This window comes from Kribbella sp. NBC_00709, from assembly GCF_036226565.1.
GTDB lineage: Bacteria > Actinomycetota > Actinomycetes > Propionibacteriales > Kribbellaceae > Kribbella.
Genome location: NZ_CP108996.1, coordinates 2621357 through 2640931, shown reverse-complemented (window position 1 = coordinate 2640931; position 19575 = coordinate 2621357). Strand labels below are relative to the sequence as shown.

Below are 19575 nucleotides of genomic sequence, written 5' to 3'. Positions count from 1 at the left end.
TCGGATGACGGTTCCACCCCGGGAAGAGTGGCCGAAGCCGACGAAGCAGTCGGAAGGTGGTGCGGTGTTGACGGATGTCGTCCTCGCCACCTTCCGGCTGAACGCGCGCCTGATGGAGGCCGCCCAGGGCCTGGCCGCGCACGGCGGCCTGACGGCTGCCTGGTGGCAGGTGCTGGGCGGCGTGCTGGACGAGCCGCGGTCGGTCGCCGACGTCGGACGGATCATGGGCGTGAGCCGGCAGGGTGTGCAGCGGATCGCGGACCTGCTGGTCGAGCGCGGTCTCGCGGAGTACCGCCCGAACCCGGCCCACCGCCGCGCCAAGCTGCTCGCCTGCACCGAGGCCGGCTACTGGTCGATCCGCCAGATCGCGGTGGCCCAGCATCCTTGGACATCGGAGCTCGCGAAGGCCGTCGATCTCGACGACCTCCGTACGACGCTCGCCGCCCTGCAGACCCTGATCACCAAGCTGGAAGAAGCTTGATCGCCAGACTCCGCCCGTAGGTGTGGCGCGTGGTGAAGGTCAGCCGCGTCCCGGTGATCGTCCGCGTCACCTGCACACCGGGGACCGGAGCCGCGGCCTTCAGGTACTGCGCCCACAGGTTGACGGTGATGCTGTCGCGCTGCGTCGTCGGATCGGAGACGGCGAGCTGCACGCCCGACGATTGACGGCCTAGGAGCAGCGAAGCCGGGCCGTCGATGGTCAGTCCGGGCAGGTTGTGGGAGCCGGCTGTGAAGGTGTTGGCCGCCGTCAGCCGGAGGCCGAGGTGCTGGATCGCCTGCAATTCAACGGTGTTGGACAGCGGCAGAATCCGGCCGTGCTGGTACGCCTTCAACGCCGATTCTGTTGCGTTGGGCACCAATGCGTAGGCCAGGGACCGGGTCGCGCCGGCGGGCTGGGTGACGGTGAGGCCGAACACCTGTTTGGTGATCGCGGTGTCCGCATTCGACGTCCGCACGACCCGGCGGCTCCGCGTGACTGCCTGCAGATCGACGGACAGCTGAGTCGGCTGGAGGAAGTGGTAGCCGATCGACGCAGCACCGTTCGAGTAGCGGAGCCAGCGCGGATCGACCGTTCCAGAACCGCTCCAGGCGCGCCCGTCGCGTCGTACGCCGGTGACTGTGACGGGATCGGATGCGCCGGCGATGCGGGTGTCGAGGGTCGTCGTCACCGCGCGGGTCGCGTCGCCGACCCCGGCTGCGAGTACGACGATCTCGTCGTCGAGCAGGAACCAGGACTTGGTCGCCGACGCGTTCTTGTAGACCACGAAGTCGTCCGGCAGGGTCGCCCGCGACGCGTACGCGAAATCATCCGACTGCGTCCAGCCGACGGCGCCGTACGCGTCGAGGGTCGCGCCGCCGGAGTGCACGTTGGTCCCGGTCGGGAAGTAGACATAGGTGTTCTGGGATTCCGACGAGGCGGTGAACGTCGGCGGGTTGTCGTAGTACGCCGTCCCGTACAGCTCCGGCACCGTCTTCCGCGTCTCGACCGGCGCGGTCACTCCGCCGAGCGCGTACGGCGAGACGGTCGTGAAGTAGTCGATGCCGAACGACTGCGTCTGGTCCTCACCGGCGAGGTAGAGGTAGTGCGCGCCGTCGCCCTGGAACCAGGGCATCAGGTTCTCGCCGCTCATGTACTCGTACTTGCTGATCCGCTCGGAGTTCCGCGCGACCGCGAACGCGTACCCGGGCCGGCGATGCACTGTCCGGTCCATCGCGTTGAAGGCCGTCGTACTGGCCGCCGGATTGAGGTCCGCGGGGGCGATCGTCGCGTCCGCCTTGATGTCGGCGAACCGGCCGATGCTCACCGGTGACACGAAGCTGTTCACGTTGATCGTCGGCCGCGCGGTGAACTTCGCGAACGCCTTCAGCCGCTGGGCATCGGCGCCAGTCGCGTAGTAGGCCAGGTCGACGATCGCCTCCACGACGACCGCCACGTCGTCGTACCCGGTCGCCGTCCGGGAGACCGCGCGACCCTTGACGATCTCCATCATCCAGCCCTCGAAGATCAGCGGCGCGAACCCGTGCTCGACCCAACCCTGGACCACCCCGACCAGGTCGTCGCCCTGCGCGTACTCCGTCCCGTCGAGCACCTTGATGGTCTGGACGACGCGGCTGAGCAGGCCCTTTCCGTACGAGCCTGTGTACGCGACCGACGCGTGCTGGATGAACGAGCCGTCCGCGTAGTACCCGTCGGTGACGTCGTGCTGGAGGTTGTACGGGTCGATCGTCGCGAAGACGGTGAACTGGTCCTGCAGCGCCTTCCGGATCCGCGCGTCGTCGTCGAGCAGGGCGCCCTGGAGGACGCGGTTCGCGGTGATGTCGACGAGGTTCGCGCCGGTGTGGAAGCGCGAGTCGAGGTCGACGTCGCCGTCCTTCCCGTTGCGCAGGTACGCGTCCATCGAGGCGACGTACGGCGTGATCAGGTCGAGCGGGGCGTCGATCAGCGCGAGCGTCTTCGACACGAACGTCGAGATGCCGATCTCCCAGGTGAACCAGTTGCCGTAGTACCCCGTCGACTGGTCGCCGTAGTAGTTCGCGTGCAGCCAGAGCAGCTTGTCCGCGATCCGGGCGCGGACCTGCTCGTTGCCCTGCAGGTCCGATGCCGGTCCGGGCCGGCGGTACGCGAGCGCGATCTCGTAGAGGTGCTGGTACGACGAGCTGAGGTTCGGATCGCTCGTCCCGAGGGGGAGGCCGGCGAACAGTTCACCGGCGCCGGCGCGGTCGAGCGCGGACAGCCAGGTACGGGCAGTGCTGTCGATCGCGGCGACCTTTGCGGCGACATCGGGGCGCGCGTTCGACTCCGCCGTACCGGCGTAGATCGCGATCGCATTGACCAGCAGCTGACCGGGGTCGGCGCTCATAGTGGCCGTGTCGTCACCGACAGCAGCGTCGGCGGACGGGGCCGGGTTGACCGCGGTCAGCAGAGCGGTGGCGGGTACGAATGACAGCAGGCGGCGACGAGTGATGTCCACTGGAACTCCCGGGCGGTGGGAAAAACCTCACCCCGGGAGTCAACCAGCCGGAACTATCTTCCGGCAACCGCTTACTGGCCGCCGGCCCCAATGAGTTGGGGGTCGATGGAGAGAACCTGGATCGCGTTGCCGGCGGACTTGGCGGGGATGACCAGGGCGACCTGGTGGAGGTAGTCCTGGTGCAGGGTCTGGGTGTACTTGACCATGCTGCTGAACGCGGTCGCCTCACCGCTCGTCCAGTACGCGTTCGAGCCTGGCTCGACGCGCTGGAGGTACTGCTCCGAGAGCGTGAGGAACACCAGCGCGTCGCCGGACGACGTGATGAAGGTCAGCGGCTCGCCGGACGGCAGGAACGCATCGGTCACGCTCGCGATGTACGGCTCCGCGGTGTCGTTGGCCTTCGACGTCGCCCGAAGCTTCTGCAGGCTCGACAGGCTGGGCGACGGCGTGAACAGCTTCGCCTGCGGGGCGCTCTCACCACCGGTCAGGTACGCCGCGAGGTCCTTGGCGACTGTCGCCGGCTGACTCTGGAGCTTGTCCAGGTCGCTGCTGTCCGGGGTGCGCATCCCGTCGACCGACGGCAGCGCGACGCCCTTGGGCGGGTAGACCGAGTGCGTCAACAGCCACGGGCTGCCGGCGTTCTCGCGCTGCCAGACGCCGAGCTGGCGGTTGCCGGGTGCGTTGGAGATGCCCGAGCTGACCACGAACCGCATCGGGTACGACGCGAACTGCGGCGCGCCGATCTCCGGGTCGGTGTAGCTGAACGGCTTCGACACGTCCTTGCCGGCGGCGTCGAGCTTCCGCCCGATCACGAAGCCTGCTTGGGTCTGCGCCAGCGTCGGGTTGCCCTCGATCGTCGCCGACAGCTTCGCGTCGCGGGTCTGGTTCGCCTGGTTGTTGAGCTGGTTGTAGCGCTGCACGACGGCCTGCGCGTCGGCCAGCGTGACGGCCGGGCGGCTGTCCGGCGCGGTCAGGCTGTTCTTCGGCGGCATCAGCCCGCAGCTCGTTGTCGTGAGCAACAAAGCACCGCTGGCGAGCAGGGCCGCCGTACGCCGGACCGCCTCGTCGCTCTTCTCGAACTCCGGCGACGCCGCGAGCGGAACGGTCTCCGGCTCGACGGGCTCGGTGCGCTCGGCCGGCTGGGCCGGTGCGTCGTACAGCGGCGGCTCGTCGTACCGCTGGGAGGCGCCGGCGCCGATCAGGGCCGGTGACTTGGCCCGGGCGACCGCCGCGGCCGACATGAACATCGGCGCTGCCGGAACCGGCTTCGGCTCGGGCCTGACCGGGGCGAACGGGCTGACCCGCTCAGGTGCGAACGGCGAGACGCGGTACGCCGGGGCGTTCTCTTGCGCCTCGGAGGTGCTGGACGCCGTCGGAACCAGGACCGGGATCCGCGCGGCGACGGGCACCGGGATCTCGGTCGTGGTCTCCGCGTCGGCCGCCGCCACAACAGCGGCTTTGCGGCGGCGGAACATCAGCGTGAGTCCCAACGCGAGCACGAGCACGCCCGCACCCAGCACCAGCAGGCAGATCCCGAACAGGCGGTGCACCTGCACGCCGAAGCTGACCTGCGCGCCGACGGCCGGTGAGCCGTCCGCGTTCATCACGACGACGTCGTACCGACCGTCCTGGATCGGCCAGGTGACCGACTGCGAACCGGGCGCGGACTGCGCGACCCACCAGTCGAGGCTGCCGGGCGGCGTCAGCTTGCTGCTACGGCCGCGCAGGTCTTGCGTGCCGAACGTGGCCGGCGGCTCGAAGCGGATCAGCCGGGTGTGCGCCGATCCCGCGAGGTAGTTGCGGACGTCGAGGTCCTGCCCGATGCCCACGAACAACGGCTTGGCGCCGGACGCGGTCACATGCAGCGTCGGGCCGTGCCGGTCGAGCAGCGTGGGCGCGGAGACGACCGCGAGGCCCGTGCTGGCGAGCTCCCGGTCGGGGGTCGAGATCGTGTTGTCCGGACCGACCAGCCAGAAGGCGGCGACGGCTCCGGCGACGGTGGCCACCAGGCCGGCCAGCGTCAGCAGCAGGCCCAGGGTGATGCGGGCGAAACGCATGAAGAGGCTCCCGTTGTACGACGAGCCCGGCGACGGACGGGTGCACCGGACAGGCGGGATCACTGGTCCGGACCCCTCTCCAGGTATCCGGAAGCTCACCCGTTGTTACTGAATAACTGAGCCAACAAGGATCTGTTACGATCCGATGTATTAGCGAATGGCCGTTCACAAACTCGGAGGCGCTGACGTGGCCCGGCCCCGGCTGGTGAGTGACGACGTGATCCTGGACGCGACCCGCCAGGTCCTGGCCGAGCTCGGACCGGTGAAGCTGACCCTCGCGGCGGTCGGTGCCAAGGTCGGGCTGGCGCCGCCGACGCTGATGCAGCGGTTCGGCTCCAAGCGCGGTCTGCTGCTGGCGTCCGCGGCCCGGTCGCCGCTGATGGTCCTGCGTGCCGCGGAGGAGGCCGAGGCGCGCAACACCTCGCCGCTGGCGATCCTGCGGGACTTCGCGTTATCGGCCGTTGCCCACATCAAGCACCGCGAGGAGCTCGGCAACGGTCTCGGCTTCGTCCAGCTCGACGTCTCCGATCCGGAGTTCCGGCAGCACGCGCTGGCGCACTCGTTCGCGATCGTCGACAGCTGTGACCGGTTCTACCGGGCCGCGGTCGAGGCGGGCGAGCTGCGCGCGGACACCGACGTACCGGCGCTGGCGCGCCACACCCTTGTCTGTTTCAACGGTGCGCTCCAGGTCTGGGCGGTGAACGGCTGGGGCTCGCTGCACGAGTTCCTGACCGAGCAGCTCGACCTGATGATCGCCCCCTACCTCATCCAGGAGTAACGGTGTTCCTGCGTGTAGTGGTCTTCTACCTGAGCACGATGGACTTCAGCGGCGTACTGAACGCGGTGCAGGCTGCCACCGGGCCGAGTCCAGACCTGATCCAGCTCGTCCAGTTCGCGCCGGCTCTCGGCGTGGGCGTGATGTTCCTGCTGTTCCGCCGTACCACCCGGGTGGATGCGCGATTCACGCCGGTCCGGGTCGCCGCCAGGCGGAGTGCGCTCGTGGTCGGCATCGTGATCGCCGCGATGCTGGCGTCGGTGCTCGTCCATGTCGTCGCCGGTCGGTCGTGGCGGGCGGAGGGCCTGCCGTTCCCGTTCTGGGCGCTGGTGATCACGATGATCGTCGGCGCCGCGGGCGAGGAGCTCGGCTGGCGTGCCTATCTGCAGCCCTACCTGCAGACACGGTTCTCGGTACTGCGTTCGTCGCTGATCGTCGGCGTGCTCTGGGGTTTCTGGCACATCGGCGGGTTCTCGCACGGGCTGCTGTACATGGGGCTCTTCGTCGTGATGGCGACCGGGCTGGCGGTGGTGATGGGCGCGGTGGTCAGCGGCGCACGCCGTACCAACCTCGTCGTTGCCACCGCTGCCCACGCTGCGGTCAACCTCGGACTGATCCTGCTCTTCACCGAGGAGAACGGCGACCTGTTCCCGATGGCGGTCCTCGCCGCGGTCTGGACGATCGCCGCCGTCGTCGTCACCTCAGTGCAGGTACGACGCCCCGTTGAAGTCGAGGACCGCGCCGCTCGCCCAGTTCGCCTGGGGTGAGGCGAGCCAGAAGATCGCGTCCCCGACCTCCTCGGCGGTGGCGACGCGGTCGAACGGGCTCTGCGCCCGGATCGCGTCGCCGCCAGGACCGGCCAGGAAGGTCTGCGTCATGTCGGTGGCGATGAATCCGGGCGCAATTGACGTCACGCTGATGTCAGATGGCGCCAGCGATGCCGCCAGTGACTGTCCCAGGGAGTGCAGTCCGGCCTTCGAGGCGCCGTACGCCGGCACGTCGGGCTCGCCGCGGTAGGCGCCGCGCGATCCCACATTGACGATCGCGCCCCGTTGTACGCCGTCCGCGGGGTCGGTGTCGAGCATCTGCCGCCCCACGCACCACGTCACGTGCGCCGCTCCCTCGAGGTTGACGGCCAGTGTCCGGCGCCAGGTCGCGACCCATTCGTCGTACGACGTCTCGGCCAACGGGTGACCGATCCGGCGCGAACCGCCGACCGGCTCGTCGACGAACATCGCCGCGTTGTTCACGAGCACGTCGATCCGCCCGAGCGCAGAGGCCGATTCGTCAACCAGGGCAGGGATTGCGGCCGGATCGCCGAGGTCTGCGGCGATCACGGAATGACCGTCGCCGGGCAGTCCGGCCCGGATCTCCTCGGCGCGGTCGACCGCGCCCCGGCAGTGCAGCACGACCCGGTCGCCGACGCGCGCGAACGCCTGCGCGGTGGCTGCGCCGACACCTCTGGATGCACCGGTGATGAGTACTCCTCTGGACACTGCTCCTCCTTGGGCTGGCTGCACGCCATTGTGCCTGTGCTGCCACTCTGACGACGACGTGACATCAGAAGGGGTTGACAGTGACGTCACGATGACGCCATGATTGCTGCCATGGAACTTGACCACTACCTCGAGTCGGTCCGGCGGAGCGTTGAGAACGCCACCGCCCTGGCCGACGAGCAAACCCGCTCCGTGGCCCAGCGCCTCGGGGCAACGCTGGATGACGCGGGCCGCCTGGCCCTCATCTCAGCCCTGTCCGACGCCGCCGGGGAGATCAGCCGTGAGCTGTCCCCGGGTTCGGTCGAGCTCCGGATGGCCGGTGGCCGTCCCGAGTTCGTGGTCACGCCGGCGCCCAGCCAGCTGACCGGTCCGGACGAGACCGACGACGACATCGACGACGAGGCCGACGACGAGGCCGAGCAGTTCGTGCTGGACGCCGACGAGCCGACCGCCCGGGTCACGCTCCGGGTGCCGATGTCGATCAAGAACAAGGTGGACGAAGCCGCGAACGCCGAGGGCATCTCCTCCAACGCGTGGCTGATGCGCACCGTGATGAACGAGCTCAGCGAGCGTGGCCGCCGCGGTGGCCAGCGCCCGCCCCGGCCGCCGCGCCCGCCGCGGGGTCCGGTCTTCGGTCCGGAAGGCCCCCTGGGGCCGAACGGCCCGCTCGGCCCCGACGGCGTCTTCGGTCCGAACGGCGTGTTCGGCCCGAACGGACCCTTCGGTGACGAGGGCGTCTTCGGATCGGAGCGCGGCGGACGCCGCGATCGGGACCGGCGGCGCGACGACCGCGATCGGCGGCGCGAGGACAAGGAACGACGCAAGGGCGGACACGGCCCGGGACAACGGATGACGGGGTGGGTCGAATGAGCTCCAGTACTCAGTACATCGACGACGAGAAGCAGCGGATCGATCGGATCCGGATCGAGATCGGCTCCGGCCTGGTCGAGATCAGGTCCAACCCGGACGGCGAGGGGACCGTGGTCTCCATGGATGTCGAGGACGGTCCTGAGGAGGATGTGATCTTCGAGGTCGTCGACGGTGAGCTCATCATCGAGGGGCCGCGCAACGTTCGCCGCGGACCGGAGATCCAGGTCCGGATCGCCACCTCGGCGGTCCTCGAGGCCCGGGTGAAGACCGGCTCCGGAGACATCAGCTCGGACGTGCCGCTCGGCCCGGCCCGGTTGTCGACCGGCTCCGGCGACGTACAGCTGACCCGGGTCGAGGGCGAACTGGGGGTCAACACCGGCAGCGGCGACGTCAAGGTCGAGGAGGTCACCGGCGCGGTCAAGGCCAGCACCGGTTCCGGCTCGATCGACATCGACGAGGCCGGCGACGCGCTCGGCCTGAGCACCGGCTCCGGTGACGTCACGATCGGCGACGCCAACGGTCCCACCTCCGTCAAGGTCGGCTCGGGTGACATCACCATCGAGCGGATCCGCGACCACTCGGTCGCCACCTCCGGTTCCGGCGACGTGACGGTCGAGATCGCCGACGGGCCGAGCGTCCAGGCCGAGACGGCCCGCGGCGACGTCCGGATCGGGGTCCCCGCCGGACTCCCGGCGTACCTGGACCTGAAGACCGTCACCGGGCAGATCCGGTGTGACCTCGAGCCCGGCCAGAAGCCGGCCGAGGGGGAGCGCGCCCTGATGCTGCGGGCCCGCACCGTCTCCGGCGACATCACCGTCGTCAAGGTCTGACCCGATAACACCGCACGCGTCGGATCGGCGCGGTCGGGTTCGTTGAGTTGATGTCAGCTATCTAGGTCCCGCCGTCTGGGCGGGACCTAGGCGAAGCATTGCCGAAAACCACCACAGCACGGGGACTATCCGAGGGGAACACGCTCATGATCACCGAACACCAGGAAATCGCCCGCTACCAGGTCGCCGAGCAGTTGCGCGCCGCCGAGCTCAGGGCCCAGCGCAACGGGGACTCGGTCCGGACCACGCCGCGGGAGGGCCTGGCCAGCGCGCTGCGCCGGCTGGCCGACCGGCTGGAGCCCGCCTCCCGGCGGCTGGCCGAGCCGGCCGCCCGGGTCCTGCCCGAGACGCAGGGCCGTCACCGCGGGACCGGACTCTCGATCGTCCGATGAACGGCGTACCGCTGAACAGCGCGGCCGCCGCGCTCTACCACCTGCTGCAGCGTCTGGGGCTCGCCCGGACCAGCTGAGCGATCCCCGGACGCCTGCAGCTTCCTGCAACGCCTGTGGATAACTGCCGGGCCGACCCATGGACACTGCTAGCGTTCAGTCGATCATTCTCGGTCGACTTTGGGGAGAGTAACCAACGATGTTGCGCCCGATGGTGGCAACCACAGCCGTCACCGCCGCCCTGATCCTCGTGGCCGGCTGCGGCGGCAACGACAAGAAATCCGAGTCGGGATCCGACAACAGCGGTCAGTCCACCACCTCGGCCACGCCGTCGACCCCGACCGTCCCGTCCTTCGACCCGCCCAAGGTTCTCAGCGTCGCGGCAGCCTACCCGTCGGCCGACTACCAGGGCCGCTCGACGCTCGACGAGGCCCAGATGGGCATCGCCGGCCAGGTCGCGCTGATCGGCGGCTTCGCCGGGCTGACCGGGCGCGACGTCGCCAATCCGAACAACCAGTGGATGATCCCGTCGAAGTCGGCCGACACCACCACGGTCGTCGAGTCGACCCGGCCGATGGCTGCCAAGGTCGACGGCAAGGATGTCGCGGTGGTCGCCTACGCCGAGGTCGACAAGGGCAACGGCACCCAGAAGCCGAAGGGCCTGGTCGTCATCCAGTGGATCGACGTGATGGCCGGCAAGAAGATCGCCGAGGTCTCCACGCCCGTGAGCACGGTGCAGGGTGACGGCGACAGCGCGATCGGCACCCCGGGCCTGGCGGACACGGCGTACGACCCGGAGACCGGTCAGGTCGCCGTCGGGGTGATCGGCGCCGGCAGCATCACCGTGAAGCGGACCGATCTGACGGTGTTCGCGGACCCGAAGACGCAGAAGTCCACGATCGTGCCGGGGATGAACCCGGCCGCCGTGCACAACGGCGTCGTCGCCGGCGCGAAGGGCGAGCAGGCGGACAACGCCTCCGACGGCACCGCGCTGCTCGCAGACGGCGCGAGCGGGAAGATCACGAAGCAGATCCCCTTGAAGCAGGCCTACCTGAAGCCGCTCGCCGGCGCCGCCAAGCACGCGTACTTCTACGCCATGAAGTACACGGACTACGGCCAGGGGACCAAGGTTGAAGCCATCTTCGCGCTCGACCTGTCGACCGGCGCCATGGTGCAGTCGGTGTCCACGCCGCCGTCGGACAGCATCGGCGCCAGCGACTACGACTGCTTCGCGGACCAGGCGACCTCGGTCGTCTGCACCGCCGGAGCCGGCGCCGACGGCGAGCTCATCGGCCTCGACGACACGACCGGCAAGAAGGTCTGGGGCTTCACCAGCAAGTCCGGCGGGCGTGTCGTGCCCAGCGTGACCGCGGCGTTCCACGGTGTCGTGTATGCGAAGACCGAGGCCCAGCCGGTGCTGCTGGACGCGAAGACCGGCGCGGACCTGCCGAGCGCGGCCCCGTCGGGTGGCCCGAGCCCGAGCGACACGCCCTCGTCGAGTGACCTCCCGTCGGCCGGCGACACCCCGCCCAGCGACTGGTCCACGTCGCCCGGCAATGACACTGCTGCTGGGGATCTCAGCCTCTACAGTGGCAAGCCGGAGTCGCCCGTGGCCGTCTCGCCGTTCGGAGGCGTCTACCGGCAGTTGCCGACCGGCAACGACTCGACGGATCTCGAGTCGGTCTGCATCTTCCTCAAGGCAACCGCCTGACCATAGGTAAAGGCCCCGGGATCTCTTCCCGGGGCCTTACTTGTGCCGTCAGACGTCGGTGCGATGGAAGTTGCGGTAGGAGCGGGACGGCGTCGGGCCGCGCTGGCCCTGGTAACGGGAGCCGTACTTCTCCGAGCCGTACGGGTGTTCGGCGGGGGAGGACAGCCGGAAGAAGCACAGCTGGCCGATCTTCATGCCGGGCCACAGCTTGATCGGCAGCGTCGCGACGTTCGAGAGCTCGAGCGTCACGTGCCCGGAGAAGCCGGGGTCGATGAAACCGGCCGTCGAGTGCGTGAGCAGGCCGAGCCGGCCGAGCGACGACTTGCCCTCGAGGCGGGCGGCGACGTCGTCGGGGAGCGTGATCAGCTCGTACGTCGATCCCAGGACGAACTCACCGGGATGCAGGATGAACGGCTCCTCGCCGTCCGGTTCGACCAGCCGGGTCAGATCGGGCTGTTCGTCGGCCGGGTCGATATGCGGGTACCTGTGGTTCTCGAAAACCCGGAAGAACCGGTCCAGCCGTACGTCGACACTCGACGGCTGCACCATCGCAGCATCGAACGGATCCAGCTGGACCCGCTTCGCGTCGAGCTCGGCCAGGATGTCACGGTCGGAGAGCAGCACGGTCGCACGTTAGCAGCGTGCTGCTCATCCGCACAGCTTCAGTACGCTCCAGGCCCTTCCCAGCGGCTGGTGGTGAATCATCCGGAGCCCTCAGCTCTCCGGCCGGACCGCACCACCAACCTGGGCCTGAGGCAACTAACCTCAGTCGGACAGCTTGTTGAACTTCGACACCTGGGTGGCGAAGGTCTTCACCTGCGCCGGCGACCAGTCCTTGAGCAGATCCTCGATCACCTTGTGCCGCTTCTTCCGGGCCGCCGTCAGCTTGCGCTTGCCGGCCGCGGTCAGTGTCAGCAGGGTCGCCCGCGCGTCCGACTTGTCGGCGGCACGCTTCAGCAGACCCTCTTCCTCGAGTCGCGCGCAGGCCCGGCTGACCGGACCCTTGTCCACCTCGAGCGCTGCCACCAGGTCGGCCATCCGCACCGGCGCCAGCTCCTCGACGTGGTTCAGCAACGCGTACTGCGCCGGCTCCAGGTCCGGGTGCGCCTCGTCGGACAGCGTCCGCTGCAGACCGCGCAGCCGCCGTGCCAACGTGACGAGTTCCTTCTCCAGGTTGTCCACCGCGTCACTTGTGTCTGTTGCCACCGTTCACCCCTTCATCCAGTTGCCCGCAACCGTCTTGTCCGGTCCGGAGGACCGCGTCCTCACGTTGCGTCGAATGTTGCCCCCGGCAACGCGTTCTAATCTGCCAGAAGATGACGAACCTGCCCAGTCCTGAACGCGCCCTTTGTGGAAAACTGCCCAGGAACCCCCGGCGCAAACCGTCCGCACCCCGCTTTTCGATGCATTTGGCACCTTCTGCGGACAAGACCCTGACCCCGCAACAACCGACGCGCGGACCCGGCGTGGTTGACAGCCCCCCGATCGGCTATGCTCTTCGCTGCCGGGAAACCGGCGACGCGCGGGTGTAGTTCAATGGCAGAACATCAGCTTCCCAAGCTGACAGTGCGGGTTCGATTCCCGTCACCCGCTCCATTTGTCCGCAGTAACTCTCCCCGGCTGCAAACGGGCGCTTCAGGCGTCCGTTTGAGGTGCCCCGTGGACGATCGAACACTGATGCCCCGAGCAACTGACCGGGTCGGGGTGAGCCCGTCGGCTGAGCCGCGCACGCGCTTACAATCGCTCGGTGGCGACAGAGTCGGAGCACACCAGGCGGGCGCCGCTCGGCATCAACGTGCGGGCGCGCGCCCAGTTCGATCGCGACGGCGAGGTCGCGAGTGTCTCGAAACTCACCCTGGACGAATCGGGCCAGGCGCATCGCTGGGTCATCACCAGAGACGGTCACGCGGTTCACTACCGCGATGACGATCCGGGGGGAATGGCGCTCAATGACGCGCTTCGCTCTCGCTATGGGCAAGACCTGACGGGCACCTTCGCCGCGGGTCTGCCCCATATCTCACCGGACGGCGCGAGGCGGCTGTGCGACGAAGCGAAAACGACCGCCAGGGACGAGGCCGGACGGGCTGCGATCGATCGGTGGTACCGGAAGATCACGCCGGCGCTGGAGGCGCGCTGGTCGATCGCGTTGCTCGGTGCGGCCGCGTTGAAGAACCTGCAGTCGGACCAGAAGGAGCCCGGCCGCTCGACCGATGACAGTCGAGCGGCAAGGTCGCGGCCTCAGACGCCACGGATCCCCGGCCGGACCGATCACCGCGGACCCGGTGGCCGCGGTCGTCCGTGACGTCTACCCGGGCCAACCTGTAGACGCTCGGAAGCTCCTGACAGGCTCTATCGTTTGGCGGCATGAGCTTCCAGCAGCAGCCGCCTCAGTTCCAGCCGCAGCCCCAGTTCCAGCCCCAGTTCCAGCCGCAGCCTCAGTTCCAGCCGCAGGGTCCGATGGGGCTACTGCAGCTGACCATCCAGGGCAGCGCGATGACGTCCAACATGATCCCGCCGACGGTGCACCTGAACGGCTACCCGGTGCCGGTGAAGTACGGCCGGAACGACATTCCCGTCCCCGCCGGACCGCTGCACGTCGACGTCCACTCGCAGTGGATTCGTGTCTACGGCAAGGCGGCGTTGGACTGCACGGTGCCGCCGAACCAGGCGGTGCCGGTGTTCTACGCGTCGCCGTTCCACCAATTCACGTCCGGGAGCATCGGCCACAGCAAGGTGAAGCGGAAGGGGATCGGGGTCCTCTTCGGCCTGATGGGGGCAATCTTCGCCGTGGTCCTTCTGGTGACCCTGCTCGCGGCACTCGGCTAACTCAAACGGTTGACCCAGGCCCGCCGACTGTTGCCCGGGTCAACCGTTCGTGTCGTCAGCTTCCGTAGACCTCTAGTTCGACGATGCGGGAGTAGGTGTGGTCGTTGCCGTCGAGGCAGAGGATGCGGACGGCGTCTGCTTGGACGGGGGCGAACGTCGACGTGACATGGCCCACCGTGTTGCCGCGGACCTGGGCCACGGTCTGCCAGTTGTCGCCGGTCTTGACCTGGACGTCCCAGTCCTTCAGGCCGTTCAGGCTGGCCGGGTACTTCGCCGAGTCGAGGGTGTACAGCTCTACCCGGTTGATGGTCGCGGGGGTGGACAGCGCGACGTCGTACGTGTCGGGGAAGACTGCCCGGGTGCCGTCGTTCCAGCCGGTCAGAGTGTCCCAGTCCTCGGAGTCCTTGTCGCCGTCGAGGGCGCCGCAGAGGGTGAAGTTGCCGTGCGTGGATGATGCGGTTGCCTGCTCGCCGAGGGCGAGGTTGTCGCCGGGGCCCTTCGGCGGCAGCGGGTCGACGGTCACCGGGACGGTCAGCCGGTTCCGGTCGACCTCGACGCCGATCTGGTACGAGCCGGGCTTGGTGTCACGCGGTACCCGGACCTCGACCGGTGCGGAGACCGGCTGATCGGGATCGAGGGCGGGCAGCCACGACGAGAACAGCGTGCGCGACAGTTGCAGCGGCCCGGTCGGGTCGAGCGTGAGGTCGGCGTACCGGTCCTGCGCGCCGGTGTTGGTCATCGTGAGGTTGAGGGTGCCGGGGAAGCAGGGGAGACCGACCACGCTCAGCTGCTCCGGGGCGACGCTCACCGCCACGTCGGAGGTCGTTGCCTTGGGCACCGAGCTGGAGCCGAGCAGGGCGGCTGCCAGCAGTGTGCCGGCTGCGATCACGGACTGCCGGGGGATGTTCATTCCTGGACCTCCGAGATGCCGGGGCGGCCGTCCTCGACGAGGAGCTTGGCGCGGGTACTCACGGTGCCGCCCTGGACCGACACCTTGTCGACGACGCGGTAGTCCGAGACCCACTGGTGGGGCGTGACGGTGCAGCTGACGTAGCCGCGCTGGAAGTTGCCGAACTTCATGTGCGGGTTCTCCCGCAGCAAAGTGGCGCCACCCGCGTCGAGGTCCTCGCCGTCCATCCCGGACGTGATCGACGTGCCGACGAACTCGGCCCCGACCGTGGCCGAGGCGGGATCGGCGAAGTCCAGCTTCAGGTCGGACGCGACGCTGCGGTGCAGGTCGCCGGCGATCGAGACCAGGTTGCGGACCTTCCGTTGCGCCGCGCCGCCGAGGATCCGGTTCCGCGACGCCTCGTAGCCGTCCCAGGTGTCCATCGGGACCAGCACCTCCGGCCCGTCCTTGGTGTCCAGCCGGGCGATCGCGGTCTGGTGCGCCATCACGTTCCAGCGCGCCTGCGACGCCGACCACCCGTCGAGCAGCCACTTCTCCTGCGCGTCCCCGGTGATCGTGCGAGTCGGATCGGCCGTCTCCGGGCCGGGCGCCTTCGTGCCGTCGCCGTACGCCTGGTCCGATCGGTACTGGCGTGTGTCCAGCACGTTGAACTCCGCTAGCCGCCCGTACTTGATCCGCCGGTAGAGCTGCATGTCCGGGCCCTTCGGCAACTGCGCCAGCCGCAGCGGCATGTGTTCCCAGTACGCGCGGAACGCGTTGGCCCGGCGTACCCGGAACTGCGCGGGCGGCGCGCTCGGATGCGCCTCGTCGGCCCAGTTGTCGACCACCTCGTGGTCGTCGAGCGTGACGATCCACGGCGCCTTCGCGTGCGCGGTCTGCAGGTCCGGGTCCGTCTTGTACGCCGCGTACCGCTGCCGGTACTCGTCGAGCGTCACGGTCTGCTGGGTGATGTACGGCTCGTTCGAGTGCGGCCGGATCCCGCGGTCGATGCCGAACTCGTAGATGTAGTCGCCGAGGAAGAACACCACGTCGTGGTCCCGCTTCGCCATGTCGGCGTACGCCGTGTACCAGCCCTCCCACCATGCCTGGCAGGACGCGAACGCCAACGAGAGCTGGTTGAGCTGGGTGTCGGCCGTCGGGGCGGTCTTCGTCCGGCCGACCGGGCTGAGGTGACCGTTCACACGGAAGCGGTACCAGTAGTGCCGCCACGGACGCAGGCCGCGTACGTCGACGTGGACCGAGTGACTCGCTTCCGGCCCGGCCTTCGTCGATCCCTGGCGGACGACCCGGCGGAAGTGCTCGTCCTCCGCCACCTGCCACTCGACGTCGACCGGCCGGCGATCCATGCCGCCGAACGGCGCGAGCGGATCCGGCGCGAGCCGGGTCCAGATCACGACCGCGTCCGGCAGCGGGTCGCCGGACGCGACGCCGAGGGTGAACGGATCGCGCTTGTCCGGACGTCCGGTCCAGCCGGCCGCGGCGCTCTTGATCTCCGGGAGACTGCCGGTCAGCGCGAGCGCCGCCGCCGCTCCGGTTGCTGTCAGGAAACTTCGTCGACTACTAGGCATCGGCACCAGCCCACCCGATCATCGAGAGGTGATCACTTCAGTAACGGGAGATTACGAGAAGTTCACACAATCGGGTGGGATGTGACCGAATTCGGCCTTACTTGACGATCTTGCTCGCCGGCGGCGCGGTGATCTGCACCGCCTTGTTGTAGTCGGTCATGGTCATCAGCATCGAGACGCCGAGCAGGTCGAAGGACATCCGGCGGACCAGGTGCGCCTTGTCCATCCACAGGCTGTAGGTCAACGTCTTCGGAGCGCCGGCCGGAAGCTTCTTGTGCTGCAGGGCCAGGGCCTTGGCGGTGTCGACTGTGACGTCGTACCGGTCCAGCGCCTGGCCGCCGACGGTTTCCGCGCCGACGAACTTCACGCCGCCGAGGTTCGCGCCGAACGACTTGAAGATCGTGGTCGGATCACCGCTGTCGATGAGCTGGCCGAGGTCACCGTCCGATGCCTTGATCCGCACGAACTTGCCGCCCGGCGTCGTCCCCGGGATCGACACGTAGGCGACGTTCTTGATCTGGATCATCTTCGCGGTCCTGCCACCGAAGGCTGCGCCGGACATCTCCATCGACATCGCTGACGGCTGCGCGGTCTGGACGCCGTTCATGGTCATCGCGGTCGTGCCGTTGACGGTCATCGTGCCGGTGATGCGCCAGGACTTCTGCTTCGTCAGCGCGGAGTTCATCGCCGGGACGAACGTGACCCGGTTCAAGCGGGCGGCCGGAACCTTCTCGATCGGCGCCGCGGTCCTGGTGGCGATCGCGGTGGGTGTCTCGGCCGGGATCGACGGGCGGTAGCCGGTGCCCTTCGGGTCGCCGTTGCCACAGGCAGCGAGGCCGAGAGCGAGTGGTACGGCGGCGACGGTCGCCACCGCGGTGTACAGCTTCATGTCCCTCCCCAGATGATGCAGACGAGGGATCTTATGGTCTGGACCACCTGGGGAGGAAGAGGTTTGCAGTTAGTTGCAGTTACTCGCCGCGCTTCACCGAAGCGAGCAGCAGTTGGGCGACGTCCTGGACCTCGACCGACTCGCGGGCGGACCCGTCGGCCTGCTTCGCGGTCAGGCCGTCGGACAGCATCACCCGGCAGAACGGGCAGCCGGTGGCGATCTTGTCGGCGCCGGTCTCGACCGCCTCGGTGGTGCGGTTCAGGTTGATGCGGGTGCCGAGCTTCTCCTCCATCCACATCCGCGCGCCGCCGGCGCCGCAGCAGAACGACTTGGTCTGGTTGCGGGGCATCTCGGCGTACTGCGCGCCCGGGATGATGTCGAGCAGTTCGCGCGGGGCGTCGTACACCTGGTTGTGGCGGCCGAGATAGCACGGGTCGTGGTACGTGATCTTCTGGCCGTTGAGGGAGCTATCAGCCGCCGCGACCGGGGTCAGCTTGCCGTCGCGGACCAGGCGGTTCAGCAGCTGGGTGTGGTGGATGACGTCGAGCTCGACGCCGAGCTGGGAGTACTCGTTCTTCAAGGTGTTGAAGCAGTGCGCACAGGTCGACACGACCTTGCGCACCTTCGTCTCCTTGAAGACTTCGGCGTTCTGCATCGCCAGCTGCTGGAAGACGAACTCGTTACCGGACCGCCGGGCCGGGTCGCCGGTGCAGGTCTCGCCGTCACCCAGTACGGCGAAGGTCACGCCGGCGATGTTCAGCAGCTCGGCCACGGCCTGCGTGGTCTTCTTCGCGCGGTCCTCGAACGCACCCGCGCAGCCGACCCAGAACAGGTAGTCGACCTCGTCCAGCGACTCGACGTCGGTGCCGACCTGCTTGACCTCGAACGGCAGATCCTTGGCCCAGTCCATCCGGCCGGACGGGTTCATGTTCCACGGGTTGCCCTTGTTCTCCAGGCCCTTGAACAGCCCGTTGAGCTCGGACGGGAACGACGACTCGATCAGCACCTGGTACCGGCGCATGTCCATGATCGCGTCGACGTGCTCGATGTCGACGGGGCACTGCTGCACGCACGCGCCGCACGACGTACAGGCCCACAACGCTTCCTCGTCGATCACGGCGACATCCGCGGGACCGACCAACGGCTTGTCCTGCTCGGCCAGCACCAGCTCCGGCAGCGACTTGCGCGCGTCGTCGTCGCTCGCCAGCAGGTACGGCGCTTTGGCGTAGGCGTGCTCGCGCAGGCCCATCATGATCAGCTTCGGCGACAGCGGCTTGTCGGTGTTCCAGGCCGGGCACTGCGACTGGCACCGCCCGCACTCGGTGCAGGTGGTGAAGTCGAGCAGGCCCTTCCAGGTGAAGTCCTCGACCTTGCCGACGCCCAGCGCCGCGTCCTCGTCGAGCTCCTCGATGTTCTCGAAGTCGATCGGTGCGCCGTTGACCATGATCGGCTGCAGTGCGCCCAGCGCCGTACCGCCGTCGGCCTTGCGCTTGAACCAGATGTTCGGCCAGGCGGTGAACCGGTGCCAGGCGACGCCCATCGTGGCGTTCAGCGAGATCGTGATCATCCACGCGAACGAGATCAGGATCTTGATCATCGCGACCAGGTAGACCGCGTTCTCCAGCCCGTGCTCGCTCAGACCGCCGAACAGGCCGGAGCCGATGAAGAACGTCATCGGGAAATGGAACTTTTCGCCGTCGCCGAGCTGGTACTCGAGGCCACGCAGCAGCGCGATACAGATCAGTACGCCGAGGATCGTGTACTCGACGTAGTACGCCTGCCAGGAGGTCGAGCCGTAGAACCGGGAGTACCGGCCGTCCTCGCCACCCGATCGGCGCGGCAGGTTGCGGAGGCGGATCGCCATCAGCCCGATGATCGACAGCAGACCGGTCCAGGTGAGGGCCTCGCTGACCCACTCGAACACGAACCAGTGCCCGATGATCGGCAACGCCCAGTGCGGGTCGAAGAGCTGGCCGAACGCCGTCACCAGCGTCAGGAACAGCCCGATGAACCCGAACGCGACGAACCAGTGCATCACCCCGATGTGGCTCCACTGCAGCATCCGGGTGTGGCCGAGGGTCTCCTTGGCCAGGGTGACGGTCCGCTTGCCCGGGTCGTCGGTCCGGCCGGCCGGCTGCCCGAGCTTGATGACGGACACGATGTGGCCGATCGTCTTGCCGAACAGCGCGACGGCGACGAGCGTCACCGCTAGCGAGACGACGATGGCGAGGATCTGCATACCAGCGATGTTATTGGTTGGTTACTCAGCAGTCATGTCCATG

At 68.3% G+C, this 19575-nt stretch carries 18 protein-coding genes and 1 tRNA gene; 10 read left to right on the top strand and 9 right to left on the bottom strand.

Features of this window, described 5'->3' with window-relative positions; translation table 11 throughout:
* The first annotated feature begins 4 nt into the window (after positions 1-4).
* Entirely contained in the window at positions 5-481 is a 477-nt protein-coding gene (locus OHA18_RS12920; protein ID WP_329004289.1) for a MarR family winged helix-turn-helix transcriptional regulator, read from the top strand.
* Here the strand turns inward: OHA18_RS12920 and OHA18_RS12915 are convergent.
* Together OHA18_RS12915 and OHA18_RS12910 are read right to left on the bottom strand one after the other, a co-directional pair.
* Entirely contained in the window at positions 459-2972 is a 2514-nt protein-coding gene (locus OHA18_RS12915; RefSeq protein WP_329004288.1) for a polysaccharide lyase family 8 super-sandwich domain-containing protein, read from the bottom strand. The two genes, OHA18_RS12920 and OHA18_RS12915, sit on opposite strands and share 23 nt — an antisense overlap.
* A gap of 71 nt (positions 2973-3043) precedes the next feature.
* Positions 3044-5029, bottom strand: a complete 1986-nt coding sequence (locus OHA18_RS12910) for a hypothetical protein (RefSeq protein WP_329004287.1) — start codon at positions 5027-5029, stop codon at positions 3044-3046.
* A gap of 157 nt (positions 5030-5186) precedes the next feature.
* Between OHA18_RS12910 and OHA18_RS12905 the strand changes: the two genes are divergently transcribed.
* Both OHA18_RS12905 and OHA18_RS12900 read left to right on the top strand, forming a co-directional pair.
* Positions 5187-5807, top strand: a complete 621-nt coding sequence (locus tag OHA18_RS12905) for a TetR/AcrR family transcriptional regulator (RefSeq protein ID WP_329004286.1) — start codon at positions 5187-5189, stop codon at positions 5805-5807.
* Positions 5808-5809: 2 nt separating this feature from the next.
* Positions 5810-6571 carry a CPBP family intramembrane glutamic endopeptidase gene (locus OHA18_RS12900; RefSeq protein WP_329004285.1) on the top strand — a complete coding sequence of 254 codons (762 nt, stop codon included), beginning with the start codon at positions 5810-5812 and terminating at the stop codon, positions 6569-6571.
* Here OHA18_RS12900 and OHA18_RS12895 read toward each other — a convergent pair.
* A complete protein-coding gene (locus tag OHA18_RS12895; protein ID WP_329004284.1) occupies positions 6506-7300 on the bottom strand; it encodes an SDR family NAD(P)-dependent oxidoreductase in 795 nt (264 codons plus the stop codon). The two genes, OHA18_RS12900 and OHA18_RS12895, sit on opposite strands and share 66 nt — an antisense overlap.
* A gap of 111 nt (positions 7301-7411) precedes the next feature.
* Here OHA18_RS12895 and OHA18_RS12890 point away from each other — a divergent pair, with 111 nt between their 5' ends.
* The 4 genes from OHA18_RS12890 (at position 7412) to OHA18_RS12875 (ending at position 11100) form a co-directional block, all read left to right on the top strand.
* Positions 7412-8170 carry a hypothetical protein gene (locus OHA18_RS12890; RefSeq protein ID WP_329004283.1) on the top strand — a complete coding sequence of 253 codons (759 nt, stop codon included), beginning with the start codon at positions 7412-7414 and terminating at the stop codon, positions 8168-8170.
* Positions 8167-9000, top strand: coding sequence for a DUF4097 family beta strand repeat-containing protein (locus tag OHA18_RS12885; protein ID WP_329004282.1), 834 nt, complete (start codon positions 8167-8169; stop codon positions 8998-9000). Before OHA18_RS12890 ends, OHA18_RS12885 begins: the two co-directional genes overlap by 4 nt.
* 146 nt (positions 9001-9146) lie before the next feature.
* The gene (locus OHA18_RS12880; RefSeq protein WP_329004281.1) at positions 9147-9392 is read left to right on the top strand and encodes a hypothetical protein; all 246 of its coding nucleotides are present in this window, start codon (positions 9147-9149) and stop codon (positions 9390-9392) included.
* Between the two features lie 208 nt (positions 9393-9600).
* Positions 9601-11100, top strand: a complete 1500-nt coding sequence (locus OHA18_RS12875) for a hypothetical protein (RefSeq protein ID WP_329004280.1) — start codon at positions 9601-9603, stop codon at positions 11098-11100.
* Between the two features lie 48 nt (positions 11101-11148).
* On the opposite strand, the gene dcd is transcribed toward OHA18_RS12875, so the two are convergent.
* Positions 11149-11724 (bottom strand): dCTP deaminase, encoded by a 576-nt coding sequence (gene dcd / locus OHA18_RS12870; protein WP_329004279.1) that lies wholly within the window; start codon positions 11722-11724, stop codon positions 11149-11151.
* A 141-nt stretch (positions 11725-11865) separates the two neighbouring features.
* Positions 11866-12306, bottom strand: coding sequence for a MarR family winged helix-turn-helix transcriptional regulator (locus OHA18_RS12865; RefSeq protein WP_130442776.1), 441 nt, complete (start codon positions 12304-12306; stop codon positions 11866-11868).
* 316 nt (positions 12307-12622) lie between these two features.
* Here OHA18_RS12865 and OHA18_RS12860 point away from each other — a divergent pair.
* From OHA18_RS12860 to OHA18_RS12850, 3 genes are all read left to right on the top strand, one after another.
* A tRNA-Gly gene (locus OHA18_RS12860) sits at positions 12623-12696 on the top strand.
* A gap of 151 nt (positions 12697-12847) precedes the next feature.
* Entirely contained in the window at positions 12848-13402 is a 555-nt protein-coding gene (locus OHA18_RS12855) for a hypothetical protein (protein WP_329004278.1), read from the top strand.
* A 62-nt stretch (positions 13403-13464) separates the two neighbouring features.
* Positions 13465-13926, top strand: a complete 462-nt coding sequence (locus OHA18_RS12850; RefSeq protein WP_329004277.1) for a hypothetical protein — start codon at positions 13465-13467, stop codon at positions 13924-13926.
* 55 nt (positions 13927-13981) lie between these two features.
* Here the strand turns inward: OHA18_RS12850 and OHA18_RS12845 are convergent, their stop codons facing one another.
* The 4 genes from OHA18_RS12845 to OHA18_RS12830 all read right to left on the bottom strand — a co-directional run bounded on the left by OHA18_RS12845 (position 13982) and on the right by OHA18_RS12830 (position 19532).
* Positions 13982-14836 carry a galactose-binding domain-containing protein gene (locus tag OHA18_RS12845; RefSeq protein WP_329004276.1) on the bottom strand — a complete coding sequence of 285 codons (855 nt, stop codon included), beginning with the start codon at positions 14834-14836 and terminating at the stop codon, positions 13982-13984.
* Positions 14833-16404 (bottom strand): alkaline phosphatase D family protein, encoded by a 1572-nt coding sequence (locus tag OHA18_RS12840; RefSeq protein ID WP_329004275.1) that lies wholly within the window; start codon positions 16402-16404, stop codon positions 14833-14835. Before OHA18_RS12840 ends, OHA18_RS12845 begins: the two co-directional genes overlap by 4 nt.
* A gap of 97 nt (positions 16405-16501) precedes the next feature.
* Positions 16502-17293: a hypothetical protein gene (locus OHA18_RS12835; RefSeq protein WP_329004274.1), complete on the bottom strand. Its 792-nt coding sequence runs from the start codon at positions 17291-17293 to the stop codon at positions 16502-16504.
* Between the two features lie 79 nt (positions 17294-17372).
* On the bottom strand, positions 17373-19532 hold the full coding sequence (locus OHA18_RS12830; protein ID WP_329004273.1) for a (Fe-S)-binding protein: 2160 nt from the start codon (positions 19530-19532) through the stop codon (positions 17373-17375).
* Between the last annotated feature and the right edge of the window lie 43 nt (positions 19533-19575).